Source organism: Bradyrhizobium sp. SZCCHNGR1005 (assembly GCF_032489995.1).
GTDB lineage: Bacteria > Pseudomonadota > Alphaproteobacteria > Rhizobiales > Xanthobacteraceae > Bradyrhizobium.
Map to the genome: position 1 here is coordinate 65,382 of NZ_JAUEZC010000013.1, position 23,843 is coordinate 89,224.

The following is a 23,843-nucleotide window of genomic DNA, read 5'->3' on the forward strand; positions in this document are numbered from 1 at the left end:
CGGCTTGCCGGCATGGTCATGCGTAAGGGAACGGGCGAATGATCCAGGCCATTGTCTTTCTGCCGCTGATCGGCGCGATCCTCGCCGGCCTGGTCGCGTTGTTCGGGGCGCATGCGCGTAATCCGAGCGGCGACACGGTCGAGCATCATGACGAGGGCCACCACCACGGCGGAGCGGCCCATGTCCATGGCGATGCGGCCGTGGTGCATGTCAGCCACGACGAGCCGCTCGCGCATGATGACCATGGCCACGGCCATGACGACCATCACGTCACCGAGCCGCCGGCGGCGGGCTCGCGCGCCGCAGAGCTCATCACGACCGCGCTGCTGTTCGTGTCAGCGGCGCTGTCCTGGGCCACGCTGATCAATGTCGGCTTCATGCACCATGAGGGCGGCGTTCAGGAATTGCTGCCCTGGATCAATTCCGGCGAGCTGCAGCTGTCCTGGTCGCTGCGGGTGGATACGCTGACAGCGGTCATGCTGGTGGTGGTCACCAGCGTGTCCTCGCTCGTGCACCTCTATTCGATCGGCTACATGGACGAGGATCCGAACCAGCCGCGGTTCTTCGCCTATCTCAGCCTGTTCACCTTCGCGATGCTGATGCTGGTCACCGCCAACAATTTGGTCCAGCTGTTCTTCGGCTGGGAAGGCGTGGGTCTCGCCAGCTACCTGCTGATCGGCTTCTGGTTCCAGAAGCCATCGGCCAACGCCGCGGCGATCAAGGCGTTCGTGGTCAATCGCGTCGGCGATTTCGGGTTTTCGCTCGGCATCTTCGCGGTTTTCTGGCTGACCAAGTCAACGGATTTCGAAGCCGTCTTCCATGCCGCACCGAGCTTGACGGGCCAGACCATCAACCTGCTCGGCTGGCACGCCGACGCGCTGACGCTCACCTGCCTGCTGCTGTTCATGGGCGCGATGGGCAAGTCGGCACAGTTCCTGCTGCACACCTGGCTGCCGGATGCGATGGAAGGCCCGACCCCGGTCTCGGCGCTGATCCACGCCGCGACCATGGTGACCGCCGGCGTGTTCATGGTGGCGCGGCTGTCGCCGCTGTTCGAGCTGGCGCCGAATGCGCAGGCCGTGGTGATGTTCGTCGGCGCCACCACCGCCTTCTTCGCCGCCACCGTCGGCCTCGTGCAGAACGACATCAAGCGCATCGTGGCCTATTCGACCTGTTCGCAGCTCGGCTACATGTTCGTGGCGATGGGAGCAGGGGCCTATTCGGTCGGCATGTTCCACCTGTTCACCCACGCATTCTTCAAGGCGCTGCTGTTCTTGGGCGCGGGCTCGGTGATCTACGCGATGCACCACGAGCAGGACATCCGCAACATGGGTGGGCTGTGGCGCAAGATCCCCTACACCTTCGCGGTGATGTGCGTGGGCACGATGGCGCTGACCGGCGTTCCCGGCTTTGCCGGCTTCTTCTCCAAGGACGCCATCATCGAGTCGGCTTACGCCTCGCATAATCCGTTCGCGACCTACGCCTATTTCCTGACGGTCGTCGCAGCGGGCCTGACCTCGTTCTATTCCTGGCGCCTGATCTGGAAGACCTTCTTCGGTACGCCGCATGATCAGCACCATTATGAGGCTGCGCATGAGAGTCCGGTCTGGATGCTGATCCCGATCGGCGTCCTGGCGGCGGGCTCGATCCTGGCGGGCTTCCCGTTCAAGGAGCTGTTCGTCGGCGAGCACGGCGTCGAGGAGTTCTTCCGCGAGTCGCTGAAGATGAACCCGCACATCCTGGCGGACATGGAGCACATGCCGTTCTGGCTGGGTCAGCTGCCGCTGGTGATGATGATCGGGGGCTTCGCCGTGTCCTACGTCTTCTACATCAGCCGGCCGTATCTGCCGGAGGAGTTGGCCAGCCAGCAGCCGCTGCTCTACAACTTCCTGCTCAACAAGTGGTACTTCGACGAGCTCTATGACTTCATCTTCGTCCGTCCGGCGAAGTGGCTCGGCCGCTTCCTCTGGAAGAAGGGCGATGGTTTCGTCATCGACGGTTTCGGGCCGGACGGCGTCTCGGCGCGGGTGCTCGACATCACGCGCAACGTCGTCAAGATCCAGACCGGTTATCTCTATCATTATGCCTTTGCCATGCTGATCGGCGTTGCCGGCCTGATCACCTGGTTCATGTTCATGGGGGGCCAGCAATGACCACCTGGCCAATTCTGTCGGTCGTCACTTTCCTGCCCCTCGTCGGGGCGCTCATGATCTATCTCGTCCCGGGGGAGGACGAAGCCGCGCGCCGTAACGCGCGCTGGATCGCGCTGTGGACCACGCTGATCACCTTCGCGGTGTCGGTGATCCTGGTGCTGCGCTTCGATCCCGCGCAGACGGATTTCCAATTCGTCGAGAAGGCGAACTGGCTCGCGAGCGGAATCAGCTACCACATGGGCGTCGACGGCATCTCGCTTCCGTTCGTGATCCTGACCACGGCCCTGATGCCGTTCTGCATCATCGCCAGCTGGAAGTCGGTGACGGTCCGGGTCCGCGAATACATGATGGCCTTCCTGGTCCTGGAAACGCTGATGGTCGGCACCTTCTCCGCGCTCGACCTCGTGCTGTTCTACCTGTTCTTCGAGGGCGGCCTGATCCCGATGTTCCTGATCATCGGTGTCTGGGGCGGTCCGCGGCGGGTCTACGCCTCGTTCAAGTTCTTCCTCTACACGCTGCTCGGCTCGGTGCTGATGCTGCTCGCCATCATGGCGCTGTATTGGAACGGCGGCACCACCGACATCGCGACGTTGATGCACACCGCCGTGCCGCGCTCCTTGCAGACCTGGGCCTGGCTCGCCTTCTTCGCTTCCTTCGCGGTGAAGATGCCGATGTGGCCGGTGCATACCTGGCTGCCGGATGCTCACGTGGAGGCGCCCACAGCCGGTTCGGTGATCCTGGCGGCGATCCTGCTGAAGATGGGCGGCTACGGCTTCCTGCGCTTCTCGCTGCCGATGTTCCCGCTGGCCTCGCATGACTTCGCCCCCTTGGTCTGGACGCTGTCGGCGATCGCGATCATCTACACCTCGCTGGTCGCGCTGATGCAGGAGGACATGAAGAAGCTGATTGCGTACTCCTCGGTCGCGCATATGGGCTTCGTCACCATGGGCATCTTCGCCGGCACCCTGCAGGGTGTGGCCGGCGGCGTATTCCAGATGATCTCGCACGGCATCGTCTCGGGCGCGCTGTTCCTTTGCGTCGGCATCGTCTACGATCGCATGCACACCCGCGAGATCGCGGCCTATGGCGGTCTGGTCAATCGGATGCCGCTCTATGCCTTCGTGTTCATGGTGTTCACGATGGCCAATGTCGGTCTGCCCGGCACCTCCGGCTTCGTCGGCGAGTTCATGACGCTGCTCGGCACCTTCAAGGTGTCGACGTCGACGACCTTCTTCGCCACCTTCGGCGTGATTCTGTCGGCGGCCTATGCGCTGTGGTTGTACCGCAAGGTGGTGTTCGGTGCGCTGGTCAAGCCGTCGCTGATGACCATCAAGGATCTGACGGCGCGCGAGTGCCTGACGCTGTTTCCGCTGCTCGCGTTGACCATCCTGTTCGGTGTCTATCCGAAGCCGATCCTCGACATGTCGGCGGCCTCGGTGCAGCAGCTCGTCAACAACTACAACACAGCAGTGACGGCCGTGAAAGCGGCCGCGCTGCTGCCATGAAATGACCCTCAGGCGGTCGGGACAAAGACGATGATCGAGAATCTTGGGGCTCAGCTTGGGGTGGTGCTGCCGGAGCTGGTGCTGGCCTTGGGGGCGATGGCGCTGTTGATGCTGGGCGCATTCCGTGGGCAGGGGACGACGGCGATCGTCACCGGGCTGGCGGCGTGCCTGCTGGTCGTCGTCGGTCTGTTGGAGCTGCGCCAGCCGACCGGCCAGGCTTTCGGCGGCAGCTTCATTGTCGATGATTACGCCCGCTTTTTGAAGATCCTGGCGCTGATCGGCTCGCTCGCGACCCTGATCATGTCGGCGGAGTTCCTGTCTTCGCCCGACCGGCGGATCTTCGAATACGCTATTCTGGTCCTGCTCTCGACGCTTGGCATGATGGTGCTGATCTCGGCCGGCGACCTGATCTTGCTCTATCTCGGCCTCGAACTGATGTCGCTCGCGCTCTATGTCGTAGCGGCGAGCCATCGCGATAACGTCAAGTCGACCGAAGCCGGCCTGAAATATTTCGTTCTCGGTGCGCTGTCGTCGGGCATGCTGCTCTATGGCGCCTCGCTGATCTATGGCTTCACCGGCACGGTCGCCTTCGCCGGCATTGCGACGGCGACCAAGGCTGGCAGCGTCGGCGTGATCTTCGGCCTCGTGTTCCTGTTCGCCGGCCTCTGCTTTAAGATATCGGCGGTGCCGTTCCACATGTGGACGCCTGACGTCTATGAGGGCGCGCCGACGCCGGTGACCGCGTTCTTCGCCTCCGCGCCGAAGGTCGCCGCGCTTGCGGTGTTCACGCGCGTCGCGCTGACCGCGTTCCCCGGCATCACCTTCCAGTGGCAGCAGATCGTGGTGTTCGTGTCGATCGCCTCGATGGCGCTGGGTTCGTTCGCTGCGATCGGCCAGACCAACATCAAGCGCCTGATGGCCTATTCCTCGATCGGTCATATGGGCTTTGCGCTGGTCGGGCTCGCAGCCGGCACGGTCGAGGGCGCGCAGGGCGTGCTGATGTACATCGCGATCTATGTGGCGATGACGCTGGGCTCGTTCGCCGTGATCATAGCGATCAAGCGCAACGGCCAGCCGTTCGAGAAGATCAGCGATTTCGCCGGCCTGTCGCGCACCAACCCGCTGCTCGCCTTCTTCTTCGCGATGCTGCTGTTCTCGCTCGCCGGCGTTCCGCCGCTCGCCGGCTTCTTCGCCAAGTGGTACGTGTTCGTTGCCGCGATCAAGGCCGGGCTGTTCGCGCTGTCGGTGATCGGCGTGCTGACCAGCGTGGTCGGCGCCTATTATTATCTGCTGATCGTCAAGACGATGTATTTCGACGAGCCGCTGCCGGCGCTCGATCCCGTCAGGGTCGAGCTGCGCACCGTGCTCGCGGTGTCCGGCCTCTTCAACATCCTGTTCTTCGCCTATCCCGGCCCGCTGGTGAGCGCGGCCGCGGCTGCGGCGAAGTCGCTGTTCTAGATGACGTTTGCTCTCGGATCGCGCGCAGCACAGGCAGGTTACGGGCTCGTCGTATTCGAGCAGGTCGGCTCGACCAACGCGGAGGCACTCGCGTACGCCCGTCGAGGCGAGCGCCGACCGTGCTGGTTCGTCACATCCGAACAGACCGCCGGCCGCGGCCGCCGCAGCCGGCCATGGGTCGCACCTAAAGGCAATCTCGCCTCGAGCGTGATCGAGGTGATGGATGCGGCGCCGGCGGTCGCGGCGACGCTCGGTTTTGCCGCAGGGCTCGCGATCGAACATGCGCTCCGCCGGGTGAGCCTGGAGGCGGTACTTCGGTCTGGCGGCGGCCAGTTCAACTTCGCCTTGAAATGGCCCAATGACGTGCTGGCCAACGGCCAGAAGCTGTGCGGGATCCTGTTGGAGGCCGAGCAGGTGCCAGCCGGCCTTGCAGTCGTCGTGGGCATCGGCACCAATGTGATTGCGGCTCCCACGGGAACGCCGACCCCTGCAACCTCGCTCAGAGCGATGGGGATCGAGATCGCTGCGGAAGACCTGTTCACAGCGTTGTCGGATGGCTGGGTCGAATTCCGCGGCATCTGGAACAATGGCCGTGGTTTTGCCGAGATCCGCAAGCTCTGGCTCGAGCGGGCTGCCGGCCTCGGCCAAGCGGTCGCCATCAGGTCCGGACATGCTATGATCGAGGGAACTTTTGATACCATCGACGAGCAGGGGTGCATGGTAGTCCGGACCACGGAAGGGCAATTGGTGCCGATCACGGCGGGTGACGTTCATTTCGGCGCGACCGCCTCGGCGGGGGCGGTGTAGATGGCGCGCCCCGATGAACTGACCTTTGCGCCGCTCGGCGGCGTCGGCGAGATCGGCATGAACCTGTCGATCTATGGGCTCGGCAACCGGCACCAGCGCTCCTGGCTCGCGGTCGATCTCGGCGTCTCCTTCGGAGACGAGGAGCATCTGCCGGGCATCGATCTGATTATGCCGGATATCAGCTTCCTGGAGAAGGAACGCCACAATCTGGTCGGCCTGGTGCTGACCCATGCCCACGAAGACCACTTCGGGGCCATCATCGATCTGTGGCCGCGGCTCAAATGCCCGATCTACGCCACCAAGTTCAGCGCTGCACTGTTCGAAGCCAAATGCGAAGCCGAGCGCAACCCGCCGAAAATCCCGGTCACGGTGATCCCATCGGGCGGTCGCGTCGATATCGGACCGTTCAACGTCGAATTCATCCCGGTGGCGCATTCGATTCCGGAATCGCATGCGCTGGCCATCCACACCGAGGTCGGCACGGTCCTGCATACCGGCGACTGGAAGATCGACACCACCCCGATCCTCGGTGCGCCGACCGATGAGCGCCGCCTGCGTGAGCTCGGCGATGCCGGCCTGCTGGCGCTGATCGGCGATTCCACCAACGCAGTGCGCGAGGGGCGCTCGCCCTCCGAAGCCGAGGTCGCCAAGACCATCGCCGAACTGGTCAAGGGCGCGAGGGGCCGTGTCGCGGTGACAACCTTTGCCTCCAACGTCGCGCGCATTCGCGCAGTCGCGGACGCCGCGCGCGAGGCCGATCGCGAGGTGGTCGTCGTTGGCCGCGCGATGGACCGCGTGGTGCAGGTGGCGCGCGAGACCGGCTATCTCGACGGCGTGCAGAATTTTCGCGGCATGGACCTTTACGGCCATTTCCCGCCGGACAAGGTGCTGGCGCTGTGTACCGGCAGCCAGGGCGAGCAGCGCGCCGCGCTCGCGCGCATCGCCAATGATGACCATCCGCTGGTGACGTTGAACCGCGGTGACACCGTGATCTTTTCCTCCCGCACCATTCCGGGCAACGAAAAGGCGGTCGGCGCGATCATCAACGGGCTGGTCGACCAGGGCGTCGAGATCATCACCGACCGCACCCATCTCGTCCATGTCTCCGGCCACCCACGCCGCGACGAGCTGCGCGACATGATCGCGTGGACCCGGCCGCAGCTGTTGATTCCGGTCCATGGCGAGGCGCTGCACCTGCATGAGCATGCCAGGCTGGCGCGGGCCTGCGGCGTGCCGAAGGTGATCACCTGCCGCAATGGCGACCTCGTCAAGCTTGGGCCCGGCGAGCCCGGCATCATCGACGAGCTGCCTACGGGCCGCTTCTACAAGGACGGCACCATCATCGAGGAGGCCAAGTCGCGCGCGGTGGTGGAGCGGCGCAAGCTGGCCTTTGCGGGCTGTGTCTTCGTCGCGCTCGCGATGACCGAAAAAGGCGAGCTCGCCGACGATCCGGACGTCGAGATGGTCGGCATCCCCGAAAAGAATGCGGCCGGCGAGGAGATCGACGACATCGTGTTCGACACGGTGATGTCGACGTTCGAAAGCCTGCCGCGCGCGCGCCGGCGCGATCCGGATGCCGCGGCGGAGTCGGTGCGGCGCGCGGTGCGCGCTGTCGTTAACGAGCATTGGGGCAAGAAGCCGATCTGCATCGTGCACGTTCTGGAAGTGTAGAGCGCGGCCCGACGCGGTCGCGACGGAAGAGACAAGACAACGAATTAGATAAGTCGCGGCGATAGACGAGACGCCGTAATAGATAAGATCTGGAGGACGCAATGCTTGGCCGGCTCAATCACGTCGCCATCGCCGTCAAGGATGCTGAGAAGGCGGCCAAGATCTACGGTGCCGCCTTCGGTGCCGAGATCTCCTCCCCGGTGGCGCTGCCCGACCACGGCGTCATCACCGTGTTCGTCACCTTGCCGAACACCAAGATCGAGTTCATCCAGCCGATCGGCGACGCCTCGCCGATCGCCAAATTCCTCGATCGCAACGCCGACGGCGGCATCCATCACGTCTGCTATGAAGTGCCCGACATCATCGCCTCTCGCGACACCCTGATCAAGGAAGGCGCGCGCGTGCTTGGCGATGGCCAGCCCAAGATCGGCGCGCACGGCAAGCCGGTGCTGTTCCTGCATCCGAAGGATTTTTCGGGCGCGCTGGTCGAGATCGAGCAGGCGTAAGGGCGGGCAGGCGATGGCCTATATAATCTCGACCTGGCTTGCGATCTATTTCGTATTGTGGTGGGTCACGCTGTTCGTGACGCTTCCGTTCGGCGTGCGCAGCCAGCATGAAGACGGCGGCGGCCCGCCCGGCACCGATCCCGGTGCCCCCACCGTGAGCCTGATGGGGCGCCGGCTGCTCTGGAATACGCTGCTGTCGGCGGTGATCTTCGTGGCAGGGCTAGCCGCGTACCACGCCGGCTATTTCAGCATCGAGCGGCTGTCCAAGCTGATGGGCGTGCCGTTCTAGTTTGCGCTGCAGCGCTGACTTTCGAGCCGATGCGCGGACGTGCATCGGCTTTTTTGCTATGAGAGGATCATAAACAAAATCAGCAGGGGAGGTTGCGCATGACCGCGCTCCAGACGCCGCAGCAGGCGTCGTCAGGCTATCGCATCTTGAGGGAAGCCGATCTGCGCGATTATCTCGCCGGCGTACCTGCCGTTGCGGCCCGGCTCGGCGGTTCGCCGCAATCATGGACGATCGACGAGGTCGGCGACGGCAATCTCAACCTGGTCTTCATCGTGCGCGGCGCGACCGGTGGCCTCGCGGTGAAGCAGGCCCTGCCTTACGTGCGGCTGGTCGGCGAGAGCTGGCCGCTGCCGTTGTCGCGCGCCCATTACGAATATCTGGCGCTAACCCATCAGGCGCGCCTCGCGCCGGAGCTGGTGCCTGCGGTGCTGCATCACGACGAGCAGCTTGCGCTGACAGCGATGGATCTGCTCGAGCCGCATATCATCATGCGCAAGGGGCTGGTGGCCGGGACCATCTATCCCGGCTTCGTCGATCACATCACGACCTTCCTGGCGCGCACCCTGTTCTTCTCCTCCGACCTGGCGCTGACGGCCGCCGAGAAGAAGGAGCGGATTGCCGCATTCGCCGGCAATCATGCGCTCTGCAAGATCACCGAGGACCTGATCTTCACCGATCCCTATCGCGTTGCCGAGCAGAACCGTTGGACCACCCCATGGCTGGACCTGACAGCGGCCGACATCCGCGCCGATCTCGATTTGCATGTTGCGATCTCCAGGCTCAAGCTGGAGTTCCTGAGCAGCGCCGAGGCGCTGATCCATGGTGACCTGCATACCGGATCGATCATGGTGACTGCTGACGACACCAAGGTGATCGATCCCGAATTCGCCTTCTACGGTCCGATGGGGTTCGATATCGGCGCTGTCATCGCCAACCTCCTGATGGCCTACCTGGCGTCAGCCGGCCATGAACGGACGCCTGGCGAGCGGCGCGATTTCGAGGCCTGGGTGCTGGCGACCGTCGAGCAGGTGTGGACCGAGTTCGCGCGCAAGTTCGTAGATCTGTGGCGGGAGAACGCGACGGGCGATGCCTATCCGCTTTCGTTGTTCGAGGGGCAGGCGGGCGCGGCGCGACTGGAGGCGGAGCGCCAAGCCTACATGGCCCGGCTGTTTCAGGATACGATCGACTTTACGGCCGCGAAGATCATCCGCCGCATCCTCGGGCTCGCCCACAATATCGATTTCGAGCTGATCGAGGATTCCAGAGTGCGGGCGACCTGCGAGGCACGCAGCCTGCGGCTGGCGCGAGCAATGATGGTGGAGACAGAGTCGTTTCGGTCGATCGCCGCAGTCACGGAAGCTGCGCGGCGCTTCCGCGACTGGCAGCCGGAGTTTTGAAGCCGCTGCGACGAGCGTAGGGGGCAGAGGCGCGTCCAAGGCTGCTTCTGCGTTCACGCTGGCAGATGCGCCGTGCCCACCGATATGGACTGCGTCGACCATGGTGGGCACGCGCCGCCTGCGGCGGCGCTTTGCTTTCCCTACGGCGGCGGCCTCAATCCGCCGCCTTGGCGCGCAACCGCTGCGCGTAGACATTGATGACCAGCGCGGCGAGCAGGATCAGGCCGCGGATCAGGATCTTCAGGAAGCTGTCGATGTTGACGTGATCGAGGCCGTTGTTGAGGACGCCGAGCACGAACAGGCCGATGATGGTGTTGCCGATGCCGCCGCGGCCGCCGAACAGGCTGGTGCCGCCGACCACGACGGCGGCGATCGAGTCGAGCAGATAGGTATCGAACTCGTTCTGCTGCGCGCTGCCGAAATGCGCCACGCCGAGCATGCCGCCGATTCCCGAACATACGGCCGAGATCACCATGACGCTGCCGAGGATCAGCTTGACGTTCAGTCCGGAATATTCCGCCGCCTCGCGGTTGCCGCCGACCATATAGACGTAGCGGCCGAACCGCGTGTAGGTCAGCACCAGATGACCGGCGAGCAGCATCAGGGCGGCCACGATCACGATCCAGGGCACGCCAGCCACCGAATTCGAGCCGAGCGTCGCAATGAGGTCCGGCACCTTGTAGGCGATTTGGCCGCGCACCAGGAGCGCGGAGATGCCGGCCGCGATCTGCATCATCGCCAAGGTCATGATGAACGAGGGGATGCCGATCACCGTCAGGCCGAAGGCGTTGACCAGGCCGAGCAGCGCGCACAGCGCGAGCGCAAGCAGGATCGCCGCCCATCCCGGCAAGGGCAGATTGGCGATGTTGACGTAGGACTCCTGCATCGTGAAATAGGCGACCGCGATGCCCGTCACATTGGCGATGCTGGCGATCGACAGATCGATCTCGGCGCACAGGATCACGAAGGTCAGCCCGACCGCGATGATCCCGGTGACCGAGACCTGGGTCAGGATGTTGCCGAGATTGTCGACGGTCGCAAATGACGGGCTTGCGACGGCGAAGAAGACGGTGAGGAAGATCAGGGTCAGGAACGGTGCAATGTTGCGCATCTGTGAGCGCAGCAGCGCGACAGTGCCGCCGCCATGGCGCACATGGGTCTCGGACATCGGGACGCCTTTACTCGCCATCGCCGTCTCCTTAAGCCGCTTCGAGCAGGCGGTCCTTGCTGATGGTTTCACCGGCGAATTCGCGCACGACTTCGCCGCGCTTGAGCACGATGATGCGGTCGGCGAGCGACAGCACGGTTTCGGGCTCGGTCGAGAGCACGATCACGGCGATGCCGCGCTCGCGTAGCTGACGGACGATCTGGATCACGTCGCTCTTGGCGCCCACATCCATGCCGCGGGTCGGCTCGCACAGCACGAGCAGCCGGGGCGGATGGCTGAGCCATTTCGCCAGCGCCACCTTTTGCTGGTTGCCGCCGGATAAGAGACCGAGATCGATCTCGACGTCAGCGGGGCGAATCTGCAGCTGCTCGACCTGGCGCTGGGCCAGGACGCGTTCACGCGCGGGCTTCAAGAGCACGGCGCCGATGCGGTCGAGAATGCTGACCGAGACATTCTTGTAGACCGGCTCCTGGTGGAACAGCATGTCGCGGCGGCTCTCGGGCACGAAAGCGATGCCGGCCCGGCGAGCATCGGCGGTGTTGCCGAACGTCTTGCGATGTCCCGCCACGCGCAGTTCGCCGGCGTCGGGCGCGAGCTTGCCGAACAGGATCCGCGCCAGCTCCAATTGTCCGCAACCCATGAAGCCGTACACGCCGAGCACTTCGCCGGCGCGCACCGCGAACGACACGCGGGTCAGGCTGCGCGCCAGAGAGAGGCCATCGGCTTCGACCACGACCGGATTTTCCAGTGCCGGCGCCGGAAGGGTGATGTCGTGTATGTAGGTCTCTTCCAACGCCTCGCGTCCCTTGCCGAGTCCTTTTCCGATCATGGCCTCGATCAGCGCGGCCTTGTCGGTCTCGGCGGCACTCGTCTGCATGACCTTGCGGCCGTTGCGGAACACGGTGACCTCGTCGGAGATCAGGAGAATGTCCTCGATGAAATGCGAAATGAAGATGATGCCCGTGCCCTGGCTGCGGAGCCGGCGCAGGGTCGCAAACAGGCGCTCGACCTCGGGCGGCGACAGCGCCGAGGTCGGCTCGTCCAGGATGATGATGCGCGCCCCGGAGAACAGGACGCGGGCAATCTCGATCAGCTGCTGCAGGCCGATCGGCAGGTCCCCGAGCCGTGCCATCGGGTCGGCATGGATGCCGAGCTTCCTGAGTTGCTCGGCGGCATCGCGTGCCATCCGCCGCCATTGCACCAGGCCAAAGCGGTTGGTCGGCTGGGTGCCGAAGAACACGTTCTCCGCGACTGTGAGGTCCGGCGCGACACTGAGCTCCTGATGCACCATAGCGATGCCGGCGGCCCGTGCGTCACGCGCGGAGCGGAAGTGCACCTCGTGTCCGTCGAGCAGGAAACGGCCGGAGAACTCCGGGTGTACGCCGGCGATGATCTTCATCAGCGTGCTCTTGCCGGCGCCGTTCTCCCCGACGAGACCGTGGATCTCGCCGGGGAGAAGCGTGAAGTCGACGCCGCGCAGCGCGGTGACGCCGCCGAACGACTTAGTGATGTCCTGCAATTCGAGAAGGGGACGGCGGCTGTCCGACATTGGAGCAGACTCAGATCAGGAAGTGATCCTCCATCCACTGCATGCCCGCGGCATTATTCTTCGTCACGACAGGGCCGTCGGTCACAACGCTTTTTGGAATGCCCTTGCCGCTCTTCTCACCCGCGGTCACGGCGGCGACACCGGCCACGATGGCGCCGCCATGGATGCGGCAGGACGGATTGCGGACGGTGGCGAACATCCGCCCCTCGCTGACGGCCTGGATCGCCGGCGGCATCGCGTCGACCCCGCCGATCAGGATGTTGGTGCGGTTGCGCGCCTTCATGATGTTGTAGGCGGCGAGCGCCATATCGTCATTGTGGAAGAACGCCGCATCGATCTGCGGATATTTGGTGAGATAGGTCTCCCACAACCGTGCGGTCTTTGAGACGTCCCAGTCCGCGGGCTGGGTGTCGAGCACTTCGATGTTCGGATACTGCTTGATCACGGAGTTGAAGCCCTTGGCGCGGCCTTGCGCACCGGTATGGCCGAGCGCGCCCTGGGTCATGATGATCTTGCCCTTGCCGCCCAGCGCATTCACCAGCGCCTGCGTGACGGAGGCGCCCATGAACTCATTGTCGGGCGCAAGGAAGGAGTGCACGTTGATCTGATCGAGCGGCGCGATCAGCGTGTCCATGTCGATCACGGGGATGCCCGCGTCGATCATCTTCTGCACCGGCTGGGTCAAGGTGCCGATGCCGAACGCCTGGATCGCGACGAAGTCCCATTTTTGCGATGCCATGTTGTCGATGGCCGCGCGCTGTTTCACCGCATCGAGCTGACCATCGAACCAGGTGACTTCGACGTTGAACAGCTTGCCCCACCATTCCGCGGCCTGCTTGCCTTGCGCGCACCAGGTGGCCTGCAGGCCGGCATTGGAGAAGGCCGCTTTCAGCGGCTTCTCCGAACGTCCCATTTCCGCGGCCATGGCCGGGTCGATGCCGAAGCCGGCGAGCAACGCCGCCGCCGAGCCCGCAGCGGCTGCCGTCTGCAGGAGATCGCGTCTGGTCGTGGAGGATTTTGTAGTCCCGGACATCACTCACTCCCTGTCCCATTGTTTGCTCGGCAGCGTCATTGATCGCGCTGCCAGGATGGGGAGTGTTTCACAACCGAGAGCATCCCGCTACAGCCGGATGTTGTGCGGTGCATTCGTGAGTTCGCCGCAATGCACGTACGGCAATGCCGGCCGTGTCGAGGCGGTGTTCAATCAGCATGGTCGTCAAAAGCGAGATCGCGTTGAGACCCTCATCTCGATCATGCATCTCTATTCATGGCGCCAGAGCTGCCCGATGAGATCAAGATCAAGGATATGATCGAGATCAATGTTTCCTGGATGGACGGTGAGAGAATGATCGTAGTGGTGAAGGGCTAATCAGCGGCCTTGGCACCGACCTGAGAATGCAAGAGCGGGAACGAGAGGATAGCTCATTCAGACTGCGTTCATGCCGTGTGGCTTACGTCTGCTCAAAAAAATGAGCAGGGCACGGGCCCTGCTCGGAATTGTGTCGACCCTTTCGTATCCCGCAAACTCAGATTTGATCTTATTGGCGGGTTGACGCAGCTTGTTGCGCGCCAGGGCTCCTCCCGAGACTTGGACCACCAGACTTCCGTAACCGTCAGCCTGAGCCCAAATTCGTAGACGATCTTTGAGCCTTTGTCACCCTTTTCGGCAACGATTGTTCAAATTTCACGCACTTGGCGAAACGATTGAGAACTTCTGCATCTTCCTGCAGATGCAAGCATAAATTTCAATTGGTGGTATTTAGATGCCAGATTTGTGCTGGGCCGGATGGTGCATTCCCGGCCGGTCGAGACCGGGCGGGCCGTTTCGTCGCCAATGAAATGTGCGCTGTCGCGGCGCTGTGACCTCGACTTCCGGCCGCTGCTGCGGGATAGTCCCAGCGTTGATTTGGTGGGCTTTGATGCGGCAGCGGCTGCAGGCGTATGTTCCGATTCTGCTGATCGCATTGACGGTGCAGATCCTGGCACCCATTGGTGCGAGCTGGGCGGCCGCCATTGCCGCATCGGACCCGTTGCGTTCGGTCGAGATCTGCCACAGCGCCCCGGCGGGCTTCCCCTCCCAACAAGATGATTCGACCAGCCAGGGCGTTCACGACGCCTGTACACTCTGCTGCGTGGGGCAGGCCGCTGCGGCGCTCGATACGCCGCAGCCCATGCTGCTCGATCTGCCGTGTCGTCCAGCCGCGAGCGTGACGTGGCACCGGCCTGCGCTCGTCCTGGCCGTGCTGCGCGCAGGCTCGAACACGCAGGCCCGCGCGCCGCCGTCAGCAATCTGATTGCACCGGCGCAAGACGCCTTTGCAAATCTCCTGATCGAATTGCCGGATGGCCGACCGCTGCCGCCGCTTCATCTCGCGAACACGCCAGACCTGTTGCTGGCGCAACCATCATTGAAAGGAATCACTTATGACCGTTTTCAAGCAGGCGCTGCTTGCCGTCGTTGTCGCCATCAGTAGTGCATCGGGTTGCTTCGCCGCCGAGGTGAAGGCCGGCGATCTCGTGATCAGCCAGGCGTGGAGCCGGGCGACACCCGGCGGCGCCAAGATCGGCGGCGGCTATCTCACCATCGAGAACAAGGGCAGCGCGCCCGATCGGCTGGTCGCAGTCTCGGGCGATATCGCCGGCAAGGTCGAAATCCACGAGATGGCGGTCACCAACGGCGTCATGACGATGCGGCCGCTGGATCAGGGGCTCGCGATCGAGCCCGGCAAGACGGTGGCGCTGGCGCCCGGCGGCTATCACCTGATGCTGATGGATCTGAACAGCCCGCTGAAGCAGGGCGACAAGGTGCCGCTTACGCTGCAATTCGAGAAGGCCGGCAAGGTCTCGGTCACGCTCGACGTTCAGGGCGTGGGTGCGAAGGGCCCGGGCGGCGAGGGCGGCAGCATGATGAAGAAAATGCCGGACCATTCGGGAATGAAAATGTAGCTCGTCCGTTCTCTCCTCGAGAACCGAGGGCTCCATGAAACTCAACGTCGCCGCGCGTACTGCCGATGCTGCCCATGGCAGTCGTCGTCGCGTGGGCGGCGTTGCCACGATGCGCCGATATGCCGAGCGCCTGCTGCCGGTTGCGTTGCTTGCGCTGCTGCTGCAACTGCTCGCGCCCGTCGGGGCATCCTGGATGGCGGCAGCCGCCGCTGCCGATCCACTCGTCGGCGTGGAAATCTGCCATTCCGACGCTGGTCCTGTCGCGCCCGGTCAGGGTAGCGACCGTGATGCCTGCGGCATCAGTTGTTTGTTGTGTTGCGTGCTGCACGCCGGCAGCGCCATCGACATGCCGGGCACGGCTGCTGTCGCTGCACCGTGGCGGCAGACGATCCCTGTCTTATGGCATGACGCCGATCTCGGTCTCGTCCTTGGCAAGCCCGGCTCGGGTGCCCAGGCACGCGGGCCTCCAATCCCCTTCCTGATTTGATCGTTGTCGGCGGCGCAGGCTCGGCCCGCGCTGTCACTCTCATCAATCGTTGAACAGGAAGACCGGCCGTCGTGCCGGCATCGGGGAAGGTTCTATTATGTTTCGTCGTCATGCGCTCGGTGGCGCGAGCGTCATTGCCATGGAGCTCGTGCTCCTGCCGTCGGCCGCGGTGTTCGCTCAGGACAATAGGGAGCTGCCGGCGGTCACCGTCGATGCGCCGCGCGCGGCATCGCAGCGTGCCGCGCGCAAGCCGGCGCAACCGCGGCTGCAAGCAAGCGTCGGCCGCCGACCGGCACAGCCGGCCGTTGCCGCCTCCAATGCTGGGGCTTCGAGCCGTGGCGAGCCGGAAACGGCGAGTGCCGCGCGCGCCAGGCTCGATCAGGCTCCATCCGGCCAGACCGCAACCACGATCGACCGCAGCCGTTTCGAGGACAGGCCGGTGTTCTCGGTGAACGATATCCTGCGCGACAGCCCCGGCGTCTCGTTGAAGCAGGGCAATGGCCCGCGCGACTTCGGCATCTCGATCCGCGGCTCCAATGCGCGCAACGGATTTGCCATCCGCAACATCGTCGTGTTCGACGACGGCTTTCCTGTCACCCAGCCCGACGGCCTGTCGCGGACCGACCTGATCGACCCGCACGCTTATGGCGCGATCGACGTGATCAGGGGACCGTCCTCGGCGCTGTACGGCAACTATGCCACCGGGGGCGCGATCAATTTCCGCACCCGGCCGGGCGGCAGCATCGACGGTGTCGAGATCGGCAGCGAGGGCGGCAGCTTCGGCTATCTCACCAATTACCTCACAGCCGGCAAGAAGATCGGCAATTTCGAGGCCTCGCTGTTCGCCAGCGACGCCCGGGGCGACGGATTTCTCGGCAACAGCTGGTTCAACACCCAGACGGTCAATTTCCTCGGGACCTACAAGGCGACGCCGGACGACCGCTTCACCGTGAAGATCATCAACAATGATCTGGTCTCACGGTTGCCGCTCCGCGTGTCACTAAATCAATATTATCAGAATCCCTATCAGCAGGGCTGTACGACCGGAACGTCGCTCGCAGCCGGCTGCGGCACCGTCAAGCTGTTCAACAACGGATTCAACGCATCCGCCGGCACCGACACGGAGACCGCGCTGCAAGCGGGGCTTGGCCGCAACGATCGCCGCACCATCGTCGGCGGTCGCTGGGAGCATGATTTCGACAACAACACGACCTGGCGCAACCAGTTCGTATTCGACGATCGCAATATCAGTCAGCCCACTGGCCAAACCAGTGCGATCGGCGATTATCCATCCTACAACTACATGAGCGACGTTACCAAGCGCGGTGAGATCTTCGGCTTGGAGTCGACGGCGTTGTTCGGCGCCTTCTACAATACGCTGACGTCATCCGGCGACAACCGCAACGTGATGCCAGGCGGCAACGCTACGCTCGGGAGCCTGTCGAGCAACCTGTTCAGCGTGACCACGAATTACGGCCTGCGCGCCCGCGAGGAGCTCAAGCTGACGGAGGCGCTGACCGCCGTTGCAGGCATCGGCTGGGAAACCACGCATCTGCGCGGGACCAACACGGCCTACACCTACACCGGACTGGCTGGGATCACCACGACTGCGCTGACGTCGGCCGACCGCGAATTCCAGAACACCGCACCCGAGCTGGCGCTGCTCTACAAGGTGAACAGCGATTGGCTGTTGCATGCCCGCGTCGCCACCGGCTACGGCACGCCGCAGGTCTCCAACCTGTTCGTCCTGCCGACCGGCTTGTCGGGCAACAACACTCAGCTGCAGAGCCAGACCAACCTCGGCTACGACCTCGGAGTCGACTGGACTCCGAACCGCACGCTGACCCTGAGCGCCACCGGCTTCTACGAGTTCTTCCGTAATGAGCTGCTCACCCAGGCAACCCCGATCGCCGGCGTGACCTATTGGTTCAATGCTCCTCGCTCCGAGCATCGTGGTGTTGAATTGGCGGCGGATTGGAATTTCCTGCCCGGCTGGCGCTTCACGGCCGCCTACACCTATCTGGATGAGGTCTATACGGAATACACTGAGAGCCTTGGCAGCGGTGCGACGCTGTCCAACTTCAACCGCGCCGGCAACAAGATTCCCGGCATCTCGCCGAACGAGCTGACCGCACGTGCAGGTTATGATCAGGAGGGCGGTCCATTCGCCGGCCTCGGCGGCTTTGTCGAGGTTCAGTGGAAGGACGCCTTCTACATGGATAACGCGAATTTGCTGAAGGCACCGGGTTACGAACTGGTCAATCTCAATGTTCACTACAAGACCGAGCTCGCGTCCGACACGTTCAGGTCGCTCGACCTATTCTTCGAGGTCAGGAATTTGTTCGACCGCACCTACATCGCTTCAGCGAACAACATCACGGACTCCGTCGCCAAGGCCGGCGTGCAGAACTCCGCAAGCGTTCTCGCCTACACGACGGGGTCGATCTACGCAGGCTCGCCGCGCGCCTTCGTAGCGGGCATGAAGGTGGCATTCAGATGAGGACGCTTCCCATGATCCGAACGATCCTTGCTGCAGGATTCGCTGGCGCCATCACTGCCGCGACGTGGCCATCGCCGGCTTCGGCACAGATGAGCCACCAGCATGCCTCCGAAGCCGCCTGCGAGGGGACCGAGCTGCGATGCGCCACCAAGGTGACGCCGTTCTTCGCGGCCGACGGGACGCTGTGGCTGACCTGGATGGCGGGCGGGCTCGTCTCCGTCGCGAACTCCAAGGATGCCGGCCGCACGCTCTCTCCGCCGGTGCCGGTAACGACGCAGCAGCTCAACCTCGACTGGGGGCCGGATGCTCGCCCGGCGCTGGTCGTCGACCGCAAGGGCGGGATCGCAGTCGCGTTCGCGACTTTCCGCGACCAGGCCTTCAACGGCGAGGTGTTTTATACGCGCTCCGACGACGGCGGGAAGACATTTGCGCCGGTGAAGCCGATCACCTCCAACCAAGAGAGCCAGCGTTTCGAAGCGCTGGCGCTCGACCAGGACGGGACGGTGTTCGCGGCCTGGCTCGACAAGCGCAACCGCGTCCCCGCCAAGGAGGCCGGCAAGAGCTATGACGGGGCAGGGCTGTTCTTCGCATCCTCGCGCGACGGCGGTGCGAGCTACAGCGAAGCCAAGCTCGCCCAGGACAACACCTGCGAATGCTGCCGGCTCGGCCTCGCCTTTGCCGGCCCGGGCCGGCCGGTGGTGGTGTTCCGCAACATCTTCGATGGCGGCGTCCGCGACCATGCGATCGTGACCTTCAACGATCTTTCGACGCCCGGGGAGGTCTACCGCGTCAGCAACGACGACTGGCAGATCAAGGCCTGCCCGCATCACGGCCCGAGCCTGTCGGTCTCGCCGGCCGGCGCCTATCACGTCGCCTGGTACACGAACGGCAAGGCGCGCAAAGGATTGTTCTACGCCCATTCGCGCGATGGCGGCCGCACCTTCTCCGACCCGATGCCGGTCGGGCAGGCGGACAGAAGTCCGACGCGCCCCTACGTCCTGGCGACAAGGGCCGCGACGACGCTGGTCTGGAAGGAGTTCGACGGCGAGACCACGACGGTGATGGTCATGCAGTCCCGGGATGACGGTGAGACGTGGTCGAAGCCGAGCGCCATCGCCAGCACCAAGGATACGTCGGATCATCCGCTGCTCGTCGCCGACGGCGAGCACGTCTTTCTGTCCTGGATGACGAAGGCGGATGGCTATCGCTTTCAGGCGATCGGAGATCAGTCATGAAGCGCATCATTGTGGGACTTCTCGTGCTGGGCGGCACGCTGCTCGGCCTGTCCGCAATCATCGCCGCACCATCCCCGTTGAAGCCGTTCGAGCGCGGCAGCTGGCGGGAGATGTTGCGCGCACATGCCGGCCGCCCGACGCTGGTTCATTTCTGGGGCGTCACCTGCGGCCCCTGCAAGGTGGAGCTGCCGCAACTCGGCGAGTTCATGAAGGCGCATCCAGGGATCGACGTGGTGACGGTCAGCGCCGACCTTGTTCCCAACCTGCCGGCGGCAACGGAAGCCATGCTCGACAAAGCCGGCCTGGCGGCGGCCGAGAATTTCATCTTCAACGATGGCTATGCCGAGCGCCTGCGCTTCGAGATCGATCCCTCCTGGCAGGGCGACATTCCGCGCACGATGTTGATCGGCCGCGACGGCAAGATTTCCACGATCGAGGGGGCTGCGGACGTCACAGAATTGGACCAGTGGTCGGCGGAGCAATCGACGGCCGCCTCGCGCCATTAGCGTGAGCCGGGTGGCATTGCGGCAGCGCGGGGTCCTGAACGGGAGCTGAACCTTCGCCTCAGGCAAACCGGTAAAATGATTGAAAATCCGGTGTCTTAGCCGGATTTTCTCGGGTGTGGCCTTGTGTTTTGCCGCGTGATCCGGTTTGACTGCGCGGGCCCAAAGCGAATCTTCAAGGCTTGATCCCATGCGTCTGACGCGGTTCTTCCTGCCCATCCTGAAAGAGAATCCGAAGGAAGCGGAGATCGTCTCGCACCGGCTGATGCTGCGCGCCGGCATGTTGCGGCAGGAGGCGGCCGGCATCTATGCGTGGCTGCCGCTCGGTTTTCGTGTGCTGAAGAAGATCGAGCAGATCGTGCGCGAGGAGCAGAACCGCGCCGGTGCGCTGGAACTGTTGATGCCGACGCTGCAGCTTGCCGACCTCTGGCGCGAGAGCGGCCGCTACGATGCCTACGGCCCGGAGATGCTGCGCATCAGCGACCGGCACAAGCGCGAGCTCCTGTACGGGCCGACCAACGAGGAAATGATCACGGAGATCTTCCGTGCCTATGTGAAGTCTTACCGTAACCTGCCGCTCAATCTCTATCACATTCAGTGGAAATTCCGCGACGAGCAGCGTCCGCGCTTCGGCGTGATGCGCGGCCGCGAATTCTTGATGAAGGATGCCTATTCGTTCGATCTCGACGAGGCGGGGGCGCGGCGCGCTTACAACAAGATGTTCGTCGCCTATTTGCGCACCTTTGCGCGGATGGGTTTGAAGGGCATTCCGATGCGCGCTGAGACCGGGCCGATCGGCGGCGATCTCAGCCATGAGTTCATCGTGCTCGCCGAGACCGGGGAGTCCGGGGTCTATTGCGACCGCAACGTGCTCGACCTGCCGATCCCGCCCGAGGACGTGGACTACGAAGGCGACCTGACGCCGATCATCAAGGAGTGGACCTCGCTTTATGCGGCCACCGAAGACGTGCACGACGGGGCGCGGTTCGAGAGCGAGGTGCCGGCCGAGCGTCGCGTGCACACCCGCGGCATCGAGGTCGGCCAGATCTTCTATTTCGGCACCAAATATTCGGAAGCGATGCAGGCGCTCGTGGCCGGACCCGATGGCGCCGAGGTGCCGATCCATGGCGGCTCGTACGGGGTTGGCGTGTCGCGCCTCGTGGGTGCGATCATCGAGGCCTGCCATGACGAGGCCGGCATCAAATGGCCGGAGGCGGTGGCGCCGTTCCGGGCGGTGATCCTGAATCTGAAGCAGGGTGGCACCGATACCGATGCGGCCTGCGAGCAGCTCTATCGGGAACTTTCGGCCAAGGGGGTCGACGTGCTCTACGACGACACCGAGCAGCGCGCCGGCGCGAAATTCGCGACCGCCGATCTGATCGGCATTCCCTGGCAGATCATGGTTGGGCCGAAAAGCCTCGCCGAGGGCAAGGTCGAGGTCAAGAAGCGCAGCGACGGATCGCGCGAGATGATGTCGCCAGCCGAGCTGGTGGGGCGGTTGGCCGGCTGAGCGGGCTGGATCCGAGGCTTGGAGATATCCACCAGGGTGCCGCCAAACCTCAGGCCAATCCAGCCACAATTGGCCCGAATCATGGGATTATCGAGCGATGGATGAGACCATGACCCAACTCTCGCAAACGCCGCCCTTTGCGCCATTCGAATGGATGCTGTCGGGGCGATACTTGCGCGCGCGGCGGCGCGAAGGCTTCATCTCCGTGATCGCGGGCTTCTCGTTCCTCGGCATCATGCTGGGGGTCGCCACGCTGATCATCGTCATGGCGGTCATGAACGGCTTCCGCAAGGAGCTGCTGGACAAGATCCTCGGGCTCAACGGGCATCTTCTGGTGCAGCCCTTGGAGTCGCCGCTCACCGACTGGAAGGACGTGTCCGACCGCATCAGCCAGGTTCAGGGCGTGCGCCTCGCCGTGCCCGTGGTGGACGGGCAAGGGCTCGGCTCCTCGCCGTTCAACGCCGCCGGGGTGTTCATCCGGGGCATCCGCGCCCAGGACCTCGCCAATCTTCCTTCCATCGCCAAGAACATCAAGCAGGGCTCGCTGGAAGGTTTTGACGAGGGGCAGGGGGTTGCGATCGGCCGGCGCCTTGCCGACCAGCTCTCGTTGCATGCCGGCGACATGATCACGCTGGTGTCGCCGAAGGGCGCCGTGACCCCGATGGGGACGACGCCGCGCATCAAGCCCTACCGGATCGCGGCCGTGTTCGAGATCGGCATGTCCGAATACGACTCCGGTTTCGTGTTCATGCCGCTCACCGAAGCGCAGGCGTATTTCAACCGCAACAGCGACGTCACGGCGATCGAGGTGTTCACCAGCAACCCCGATCGCATCGAAGCGTTTCGCAAGACCGTCACCGAAGCCGCCGGCCGGCCGGTGTTCCTGGTCGACTGGCGGCAGCGTAATTCGACCTTCTTCAATGCGCTGCAGGTCGAACGCAATGTGATGTTTTTGATCCTCACCTTGATCGTGCTGGTCGCCGCGCTCAACATCGTCTCCGGCCTGATCATGCTGGTGAAGGACAAGGGCCAGGATATCGCCATCCTGCGTACGATGGGCGCCTCGCAAGGCGCGATCATGCGCATCTTCCTGATCACGGGCGCCTCGATCGGCGTGGTCGGTACCCTGACGGGGTTTGCGGTGGGATTGGTGATCTGCGCGAATATCGAGTCGATCCGGCAGTTCCTGTCCTGGATCACCGCCACCGAACTGTTCGATCCCACGCTCTATTTTCTTTCCAAGCTGCCGGCCGAGGTGGATTTCGGCGAGACCGCGGCCGTCGTCATCATGGCGCTGACCTTGTCTTTTCTGGCGACACTTTATCCCTCTTGGCGCGCCGCACGGTTAGACCCGGTCGAAGCGCTCCGCTACGAGTGAGGCGCCGATGGCTGAAGAGGGGGCGCAGGATGTTCCGGTCATCTATCTGCATGAGATCAAGCGTCGGTACATGCAGGGAGAGGTGCCGCTGACCATTCTCGACGGCGCCAAGCTCGCGCTCTGGGCCGGACAATCGGTGGCGCTGGTGGCGCCATCCGGCTCGGGCAAGTCGACGCTGCTCCACATCGCCGGCTTGCTCGAGAGTCCCGACGAAGGCGAGGTCTACGTCGCGGGCACGCCGACCTCGCAGCTCACCGACGTCGAGCGGACGCAGCTTCGCCGCACCGATATCGGCTTCGTCTATCAGTCGCATCGGCTGTTGCCGGAGTTCTCGGCGCTCGAGAACGTGATGCTGCCGCAGATGATCCGCGGCCTGAAGCGGGCCGAGACGGTGAAGCGCGCCACGGAAATTCTCGCTTATCTCGGGCTTGGCGATCGCATCAAGCATCGTCCGGCCGAGCTGTCGGGCGGTGAGCAGCAGCGCGTCGCGATCGCGCGTGCGGTTGCAAACGCGCCGCGCGTCCTGCTCGCGGACGAGCCGACCGGCAATCTCGATCCCGCCACCGCCGATCACGTCTTCAAAGCCCTGATGCAGCTGATCAAGGCGACCCGGGTCGCGATGCTGATCGCGACCCACAATATGGAGCTTGCCGGTCGGATGGACCGCCGCGTTTCGCTGGTCGGCGGCAAGGTGGTCGAGCTGGACTAGGTTCTGTACTCATAAAGGGATTCCGTTAGCTGGCGAACAGTGATTCACTCCCGCAGAGATTTGGGGGGTGGGA

At 63.9% G+C, this 23,843-nt stretch carries 20 protein-coding genes; 17 read left to right on the forward strand and 3 right to left on the reverse strand.

All coding sequences use genetic code 11. The features are described 5' to 3' along the window. The first annotated feature begins 38 nt into the window (after window positions 1-38). The 8 genes from nuoL (at window position 39) to mtnK (ending at window position 9,786) form a co-directional block, all read left to right on the forward strand. The gene (gene nuoL, locus QXZ85_RS31930; RefSeq protein ID WP_315743331.1) at window positions 39-2,153 is read left to right on the forward strand and encodes an NADH-quinone oxidoreductase subunit L; all 2,115 of its coding nucleotides are present in this window, start codon (window positions 39-41) and stop codon (window positions 2,151-2,153) included. Then, the gene (locus tag QXZ85_RS31935; RefSeq protein WP_315703466.1) at window positions 2,150-3,658 is read left to right on the forward strand and encodes an NADH-quinone oxidoreductase subunit M; all 1,509 of its coding nucleotides are present in this window, start codon (window positions 2,150-2,152) and stop codon (window positions 3,656-3,658) included. The genes nuoL and QXZ85_RS31935 overlap by 4 nt, the downstream gene beginning before the upstream one ends. Window positions 3,659-3,688: 30 nt before the next feature. Next, the gene (nuoN, locus tag QXZ85_RS31940) at window positions 3,689-5,116 is read left to right on the forward strand and encodes an NADH-quinone oxidoreductase subunit NuoN (protein WP_315703467.1); all 1,428 of its coding nucleotides are present in this window, start codon (window positions 3,689-3,691) and stop codon (window positions 5,114-5,116) included. Further along, a complete protein-coding gene (locus QXZ85_RS31945) occupies window positions 5,117-5,923 on the forward strand; it encodes a biotin--[acetyl-CoA-carboxylase] ligase (protein WP_315703468.1) in 807 nt (268 codons plus the stop codon). It begins immediately after the preceding gene. Beyond that, window positions 5,924-7,594: a ribonuclease J gene (locus QXZ85_RS31950; protein WP_315703469.1), complete on the forward strand. Its 1,671-nt coding sequence runs from the start codon at window positions 5,924-5,926 to the stop codon at window positions 7,592-7,594. Window positions 7,595-7,695: 101 nt separating this feature from the next. Next, window positions 7,696-8,100 carry a methylmalonyl-CoA epimerase gene (mce, locus tag QXZ85_RS31955; protein WP_316175527.1) on the forward strand — a complete coding sequence of 135 codons (405 nt, stop codon included), beginning with the start codon at window positions 7,696-7,698 and terminating at the stop codon, window positions 8,098-8,100. A gap of 13 nt (window positions 8,101-8,113) precedes the next feature. Beyond that, complete coding sequence (locus QXZ85_RS31960) at window positions 8,114-8,389, forward strand: DUF1467 family protein (protein WP_315703471.1); 276 nt, start codon at window positions 8,114-8,116, stop codon at window positions 8,387-8,389. 98 nt (window positions 8,390-8,487) lie between these two features. After that, window positions 8,488-9,786: an S-methyl-5-thioribose kinase gene (gene mtnK, locus QXZ85_RS31965; protein ID WP_316175525.1), complete on the forward strand. Its 1,299-nt coding sequence runs from the start codon at window positions 8,488-8,490 to the stop codon at window positions 9,784-9,786. A gap of 154 nt (window positions 9,787-9,940) precedes the next feature. On the opposite strand, the gene QXZ85_RS31970 is transcribed toward mtnK, so the two are convergent. Genes QXZ85_RS31970 through QXZ85_RS31980 form a run of 3 tightly spaced genes read right to left on the reverse strand, consistent with a single transcriptional unit; the run spans window position 9,941 to window position 13,536 of the window. Then, window positions 9,941-10,975: an ABC transporter permease gene (locus QXZ85_RS31970; protein WP_410052723.1), complete on the reverse strand. Its 1,035-nt coding sequence runs from the start codon at window positions 10,973-10,975 to the stop codon at window positions 9,941-9,943. Between the two features lie 10 nt (window positions 10,976-10,985). After that, entirely contained in the window at window positions 10,986-12,503 is a 1,518-nt protein-coding gene (locus QXZ85_RS31975) for a sugar ABC transporter ATP-binding protein (RefSeq protein WP_316175523.1), read from the reverse strand. Between the two features lie 10 nt (window positions 12,504-12,513). Further along, window positions 12,514-13,536 carry a sugar ABC transporter substrate-binding protein gene (locus tag QXZ85_RS31980; protein WP_315703474.1) on the reverse strand — a complete coding sequence of 341 codons (1,023 nt, stop codon included), beginning with the start codon at window positions 13,534-13,536 and terminating at the stop codon, window positions 12,514-12,516. Window positions 13,537-14,422: 886 nt separating this feature from the next. Between QXZ85_RS31980 and QXZ85_RS31985 the strand changes: the two genes are divergently transcribed. The 9 genes from QXZ85_RS31985 (at window position 14,423) to QXZ85_RS32025 (ending at window position 23,770) form a co-directional block, all read left to right on the forward strand. Beyond that, window positions 14,423-14,797 (forward strand): DUF2946 family protein, encoded by a 375-nt coding sequence (locus QXZ85_RS31985; protein ID WP_316175521.1) that lies wholly within the window; start codon window positions 14,423-14,425, stop codon window positions 14,795-14,797. 129 nt (window positions 14,798-14,926) lie between these two features. Next, the gene (locus tag QXZ85_RS31990; protein WP_316175519.1) at window positions 14,927-15,448 is read left to right on the forward strand and encodes a copper chaperone PCu(A)C; all 522 of its coding nucleotides are present in this window, start codon (window positions 14,927-14,929) and stop codon (window positions 15,446-15,448) included. Window positions 15,449-15,482: 34 nt separating this feature from the next. After that, a complete protein-coding gene (locus QXZ85_RS31995; RefSeq protein WP_315703477.1) occupies window positions 15,483-15,935 on the forward strand; it encodes a DUF2946 family protein in 453 nt (150 codons plus the stop codon). Between the two features lie 97 nt (window positions 15,936-16,032). After that, a complete protein-coding gene (locus QXZ85_RS32000; protein ID WP_316166709.1) occupies window positions 16,033-18,435 on the forward strand; it encodes a TonB-dependent receptor in 2,403 nt (800 codons plus the stop codon). Between the two features lie 11 nt (window positions 18,436-18,446). After that, a complete protein-coding gene (locus QXZ85_RS32005; protein WP_315703479.1) occupies window positions 18,447-19,670 on the forward strand; it encodes a sialidase family protein in 1,224 nt (407 codons plus the stop codon). Continuing rightward, window positions 19,667-20,176 (forward strand): TlpA disulfide reductase family protein, encoded by a 510-nt coding sequence (locus tag QXZ85_RS32010; protein WP_316175517.1) that lies wholly within the window; start codon window positions 19,667-19,669, stop codon window positions 20,174-20,176. The genes QXZ85_RS32005 and QXZ85_RS32010 overlap by 4 nt, the downstream gene beginning before the upstream one ends. Before the next feature lie 187 nt (window positions 20,177-20,363). Continuing rightward, on the forward strand, window positions 20,364-21,683 hold the full coding sequence (gene proS, locus QXZ85_RS32015; protein ID WP_315703481.1) for a proline--tRNA ligase: 1,320 nt from the start codon (window positions 20,364-20,366) through the stop codon (window positions 21,681-21,683). Between the two features lie 97 nt (window positions 21,684-21,780). Then, entirely contained in the window at window positions 21,781-23,061 is a 1,281-nt protein-coding gene (locus QXZ85_RS32020) for a lipoprotein-releasing ABC transporter permease subunit (protein WP_315703482.1), read from the forward strand. A gap of 7 nt (window positions 23,062-23,068) precedes the next feature. Continuing rightward, window positions 23,069-23,770 (forward strand): ABC transporter ATP-binding protein, encoded by a 702-nt coding sequence (locus QXZ85_RS32025; RefSeq protein ID WP_315703483.1) that lies wholly within the window; start codon window positions 23,069-23,071, stop codon window positions 23,768-23,770. The last annotated feature ends 73 nt before the right edge of the window (window positions 23,771-23,843 follow it).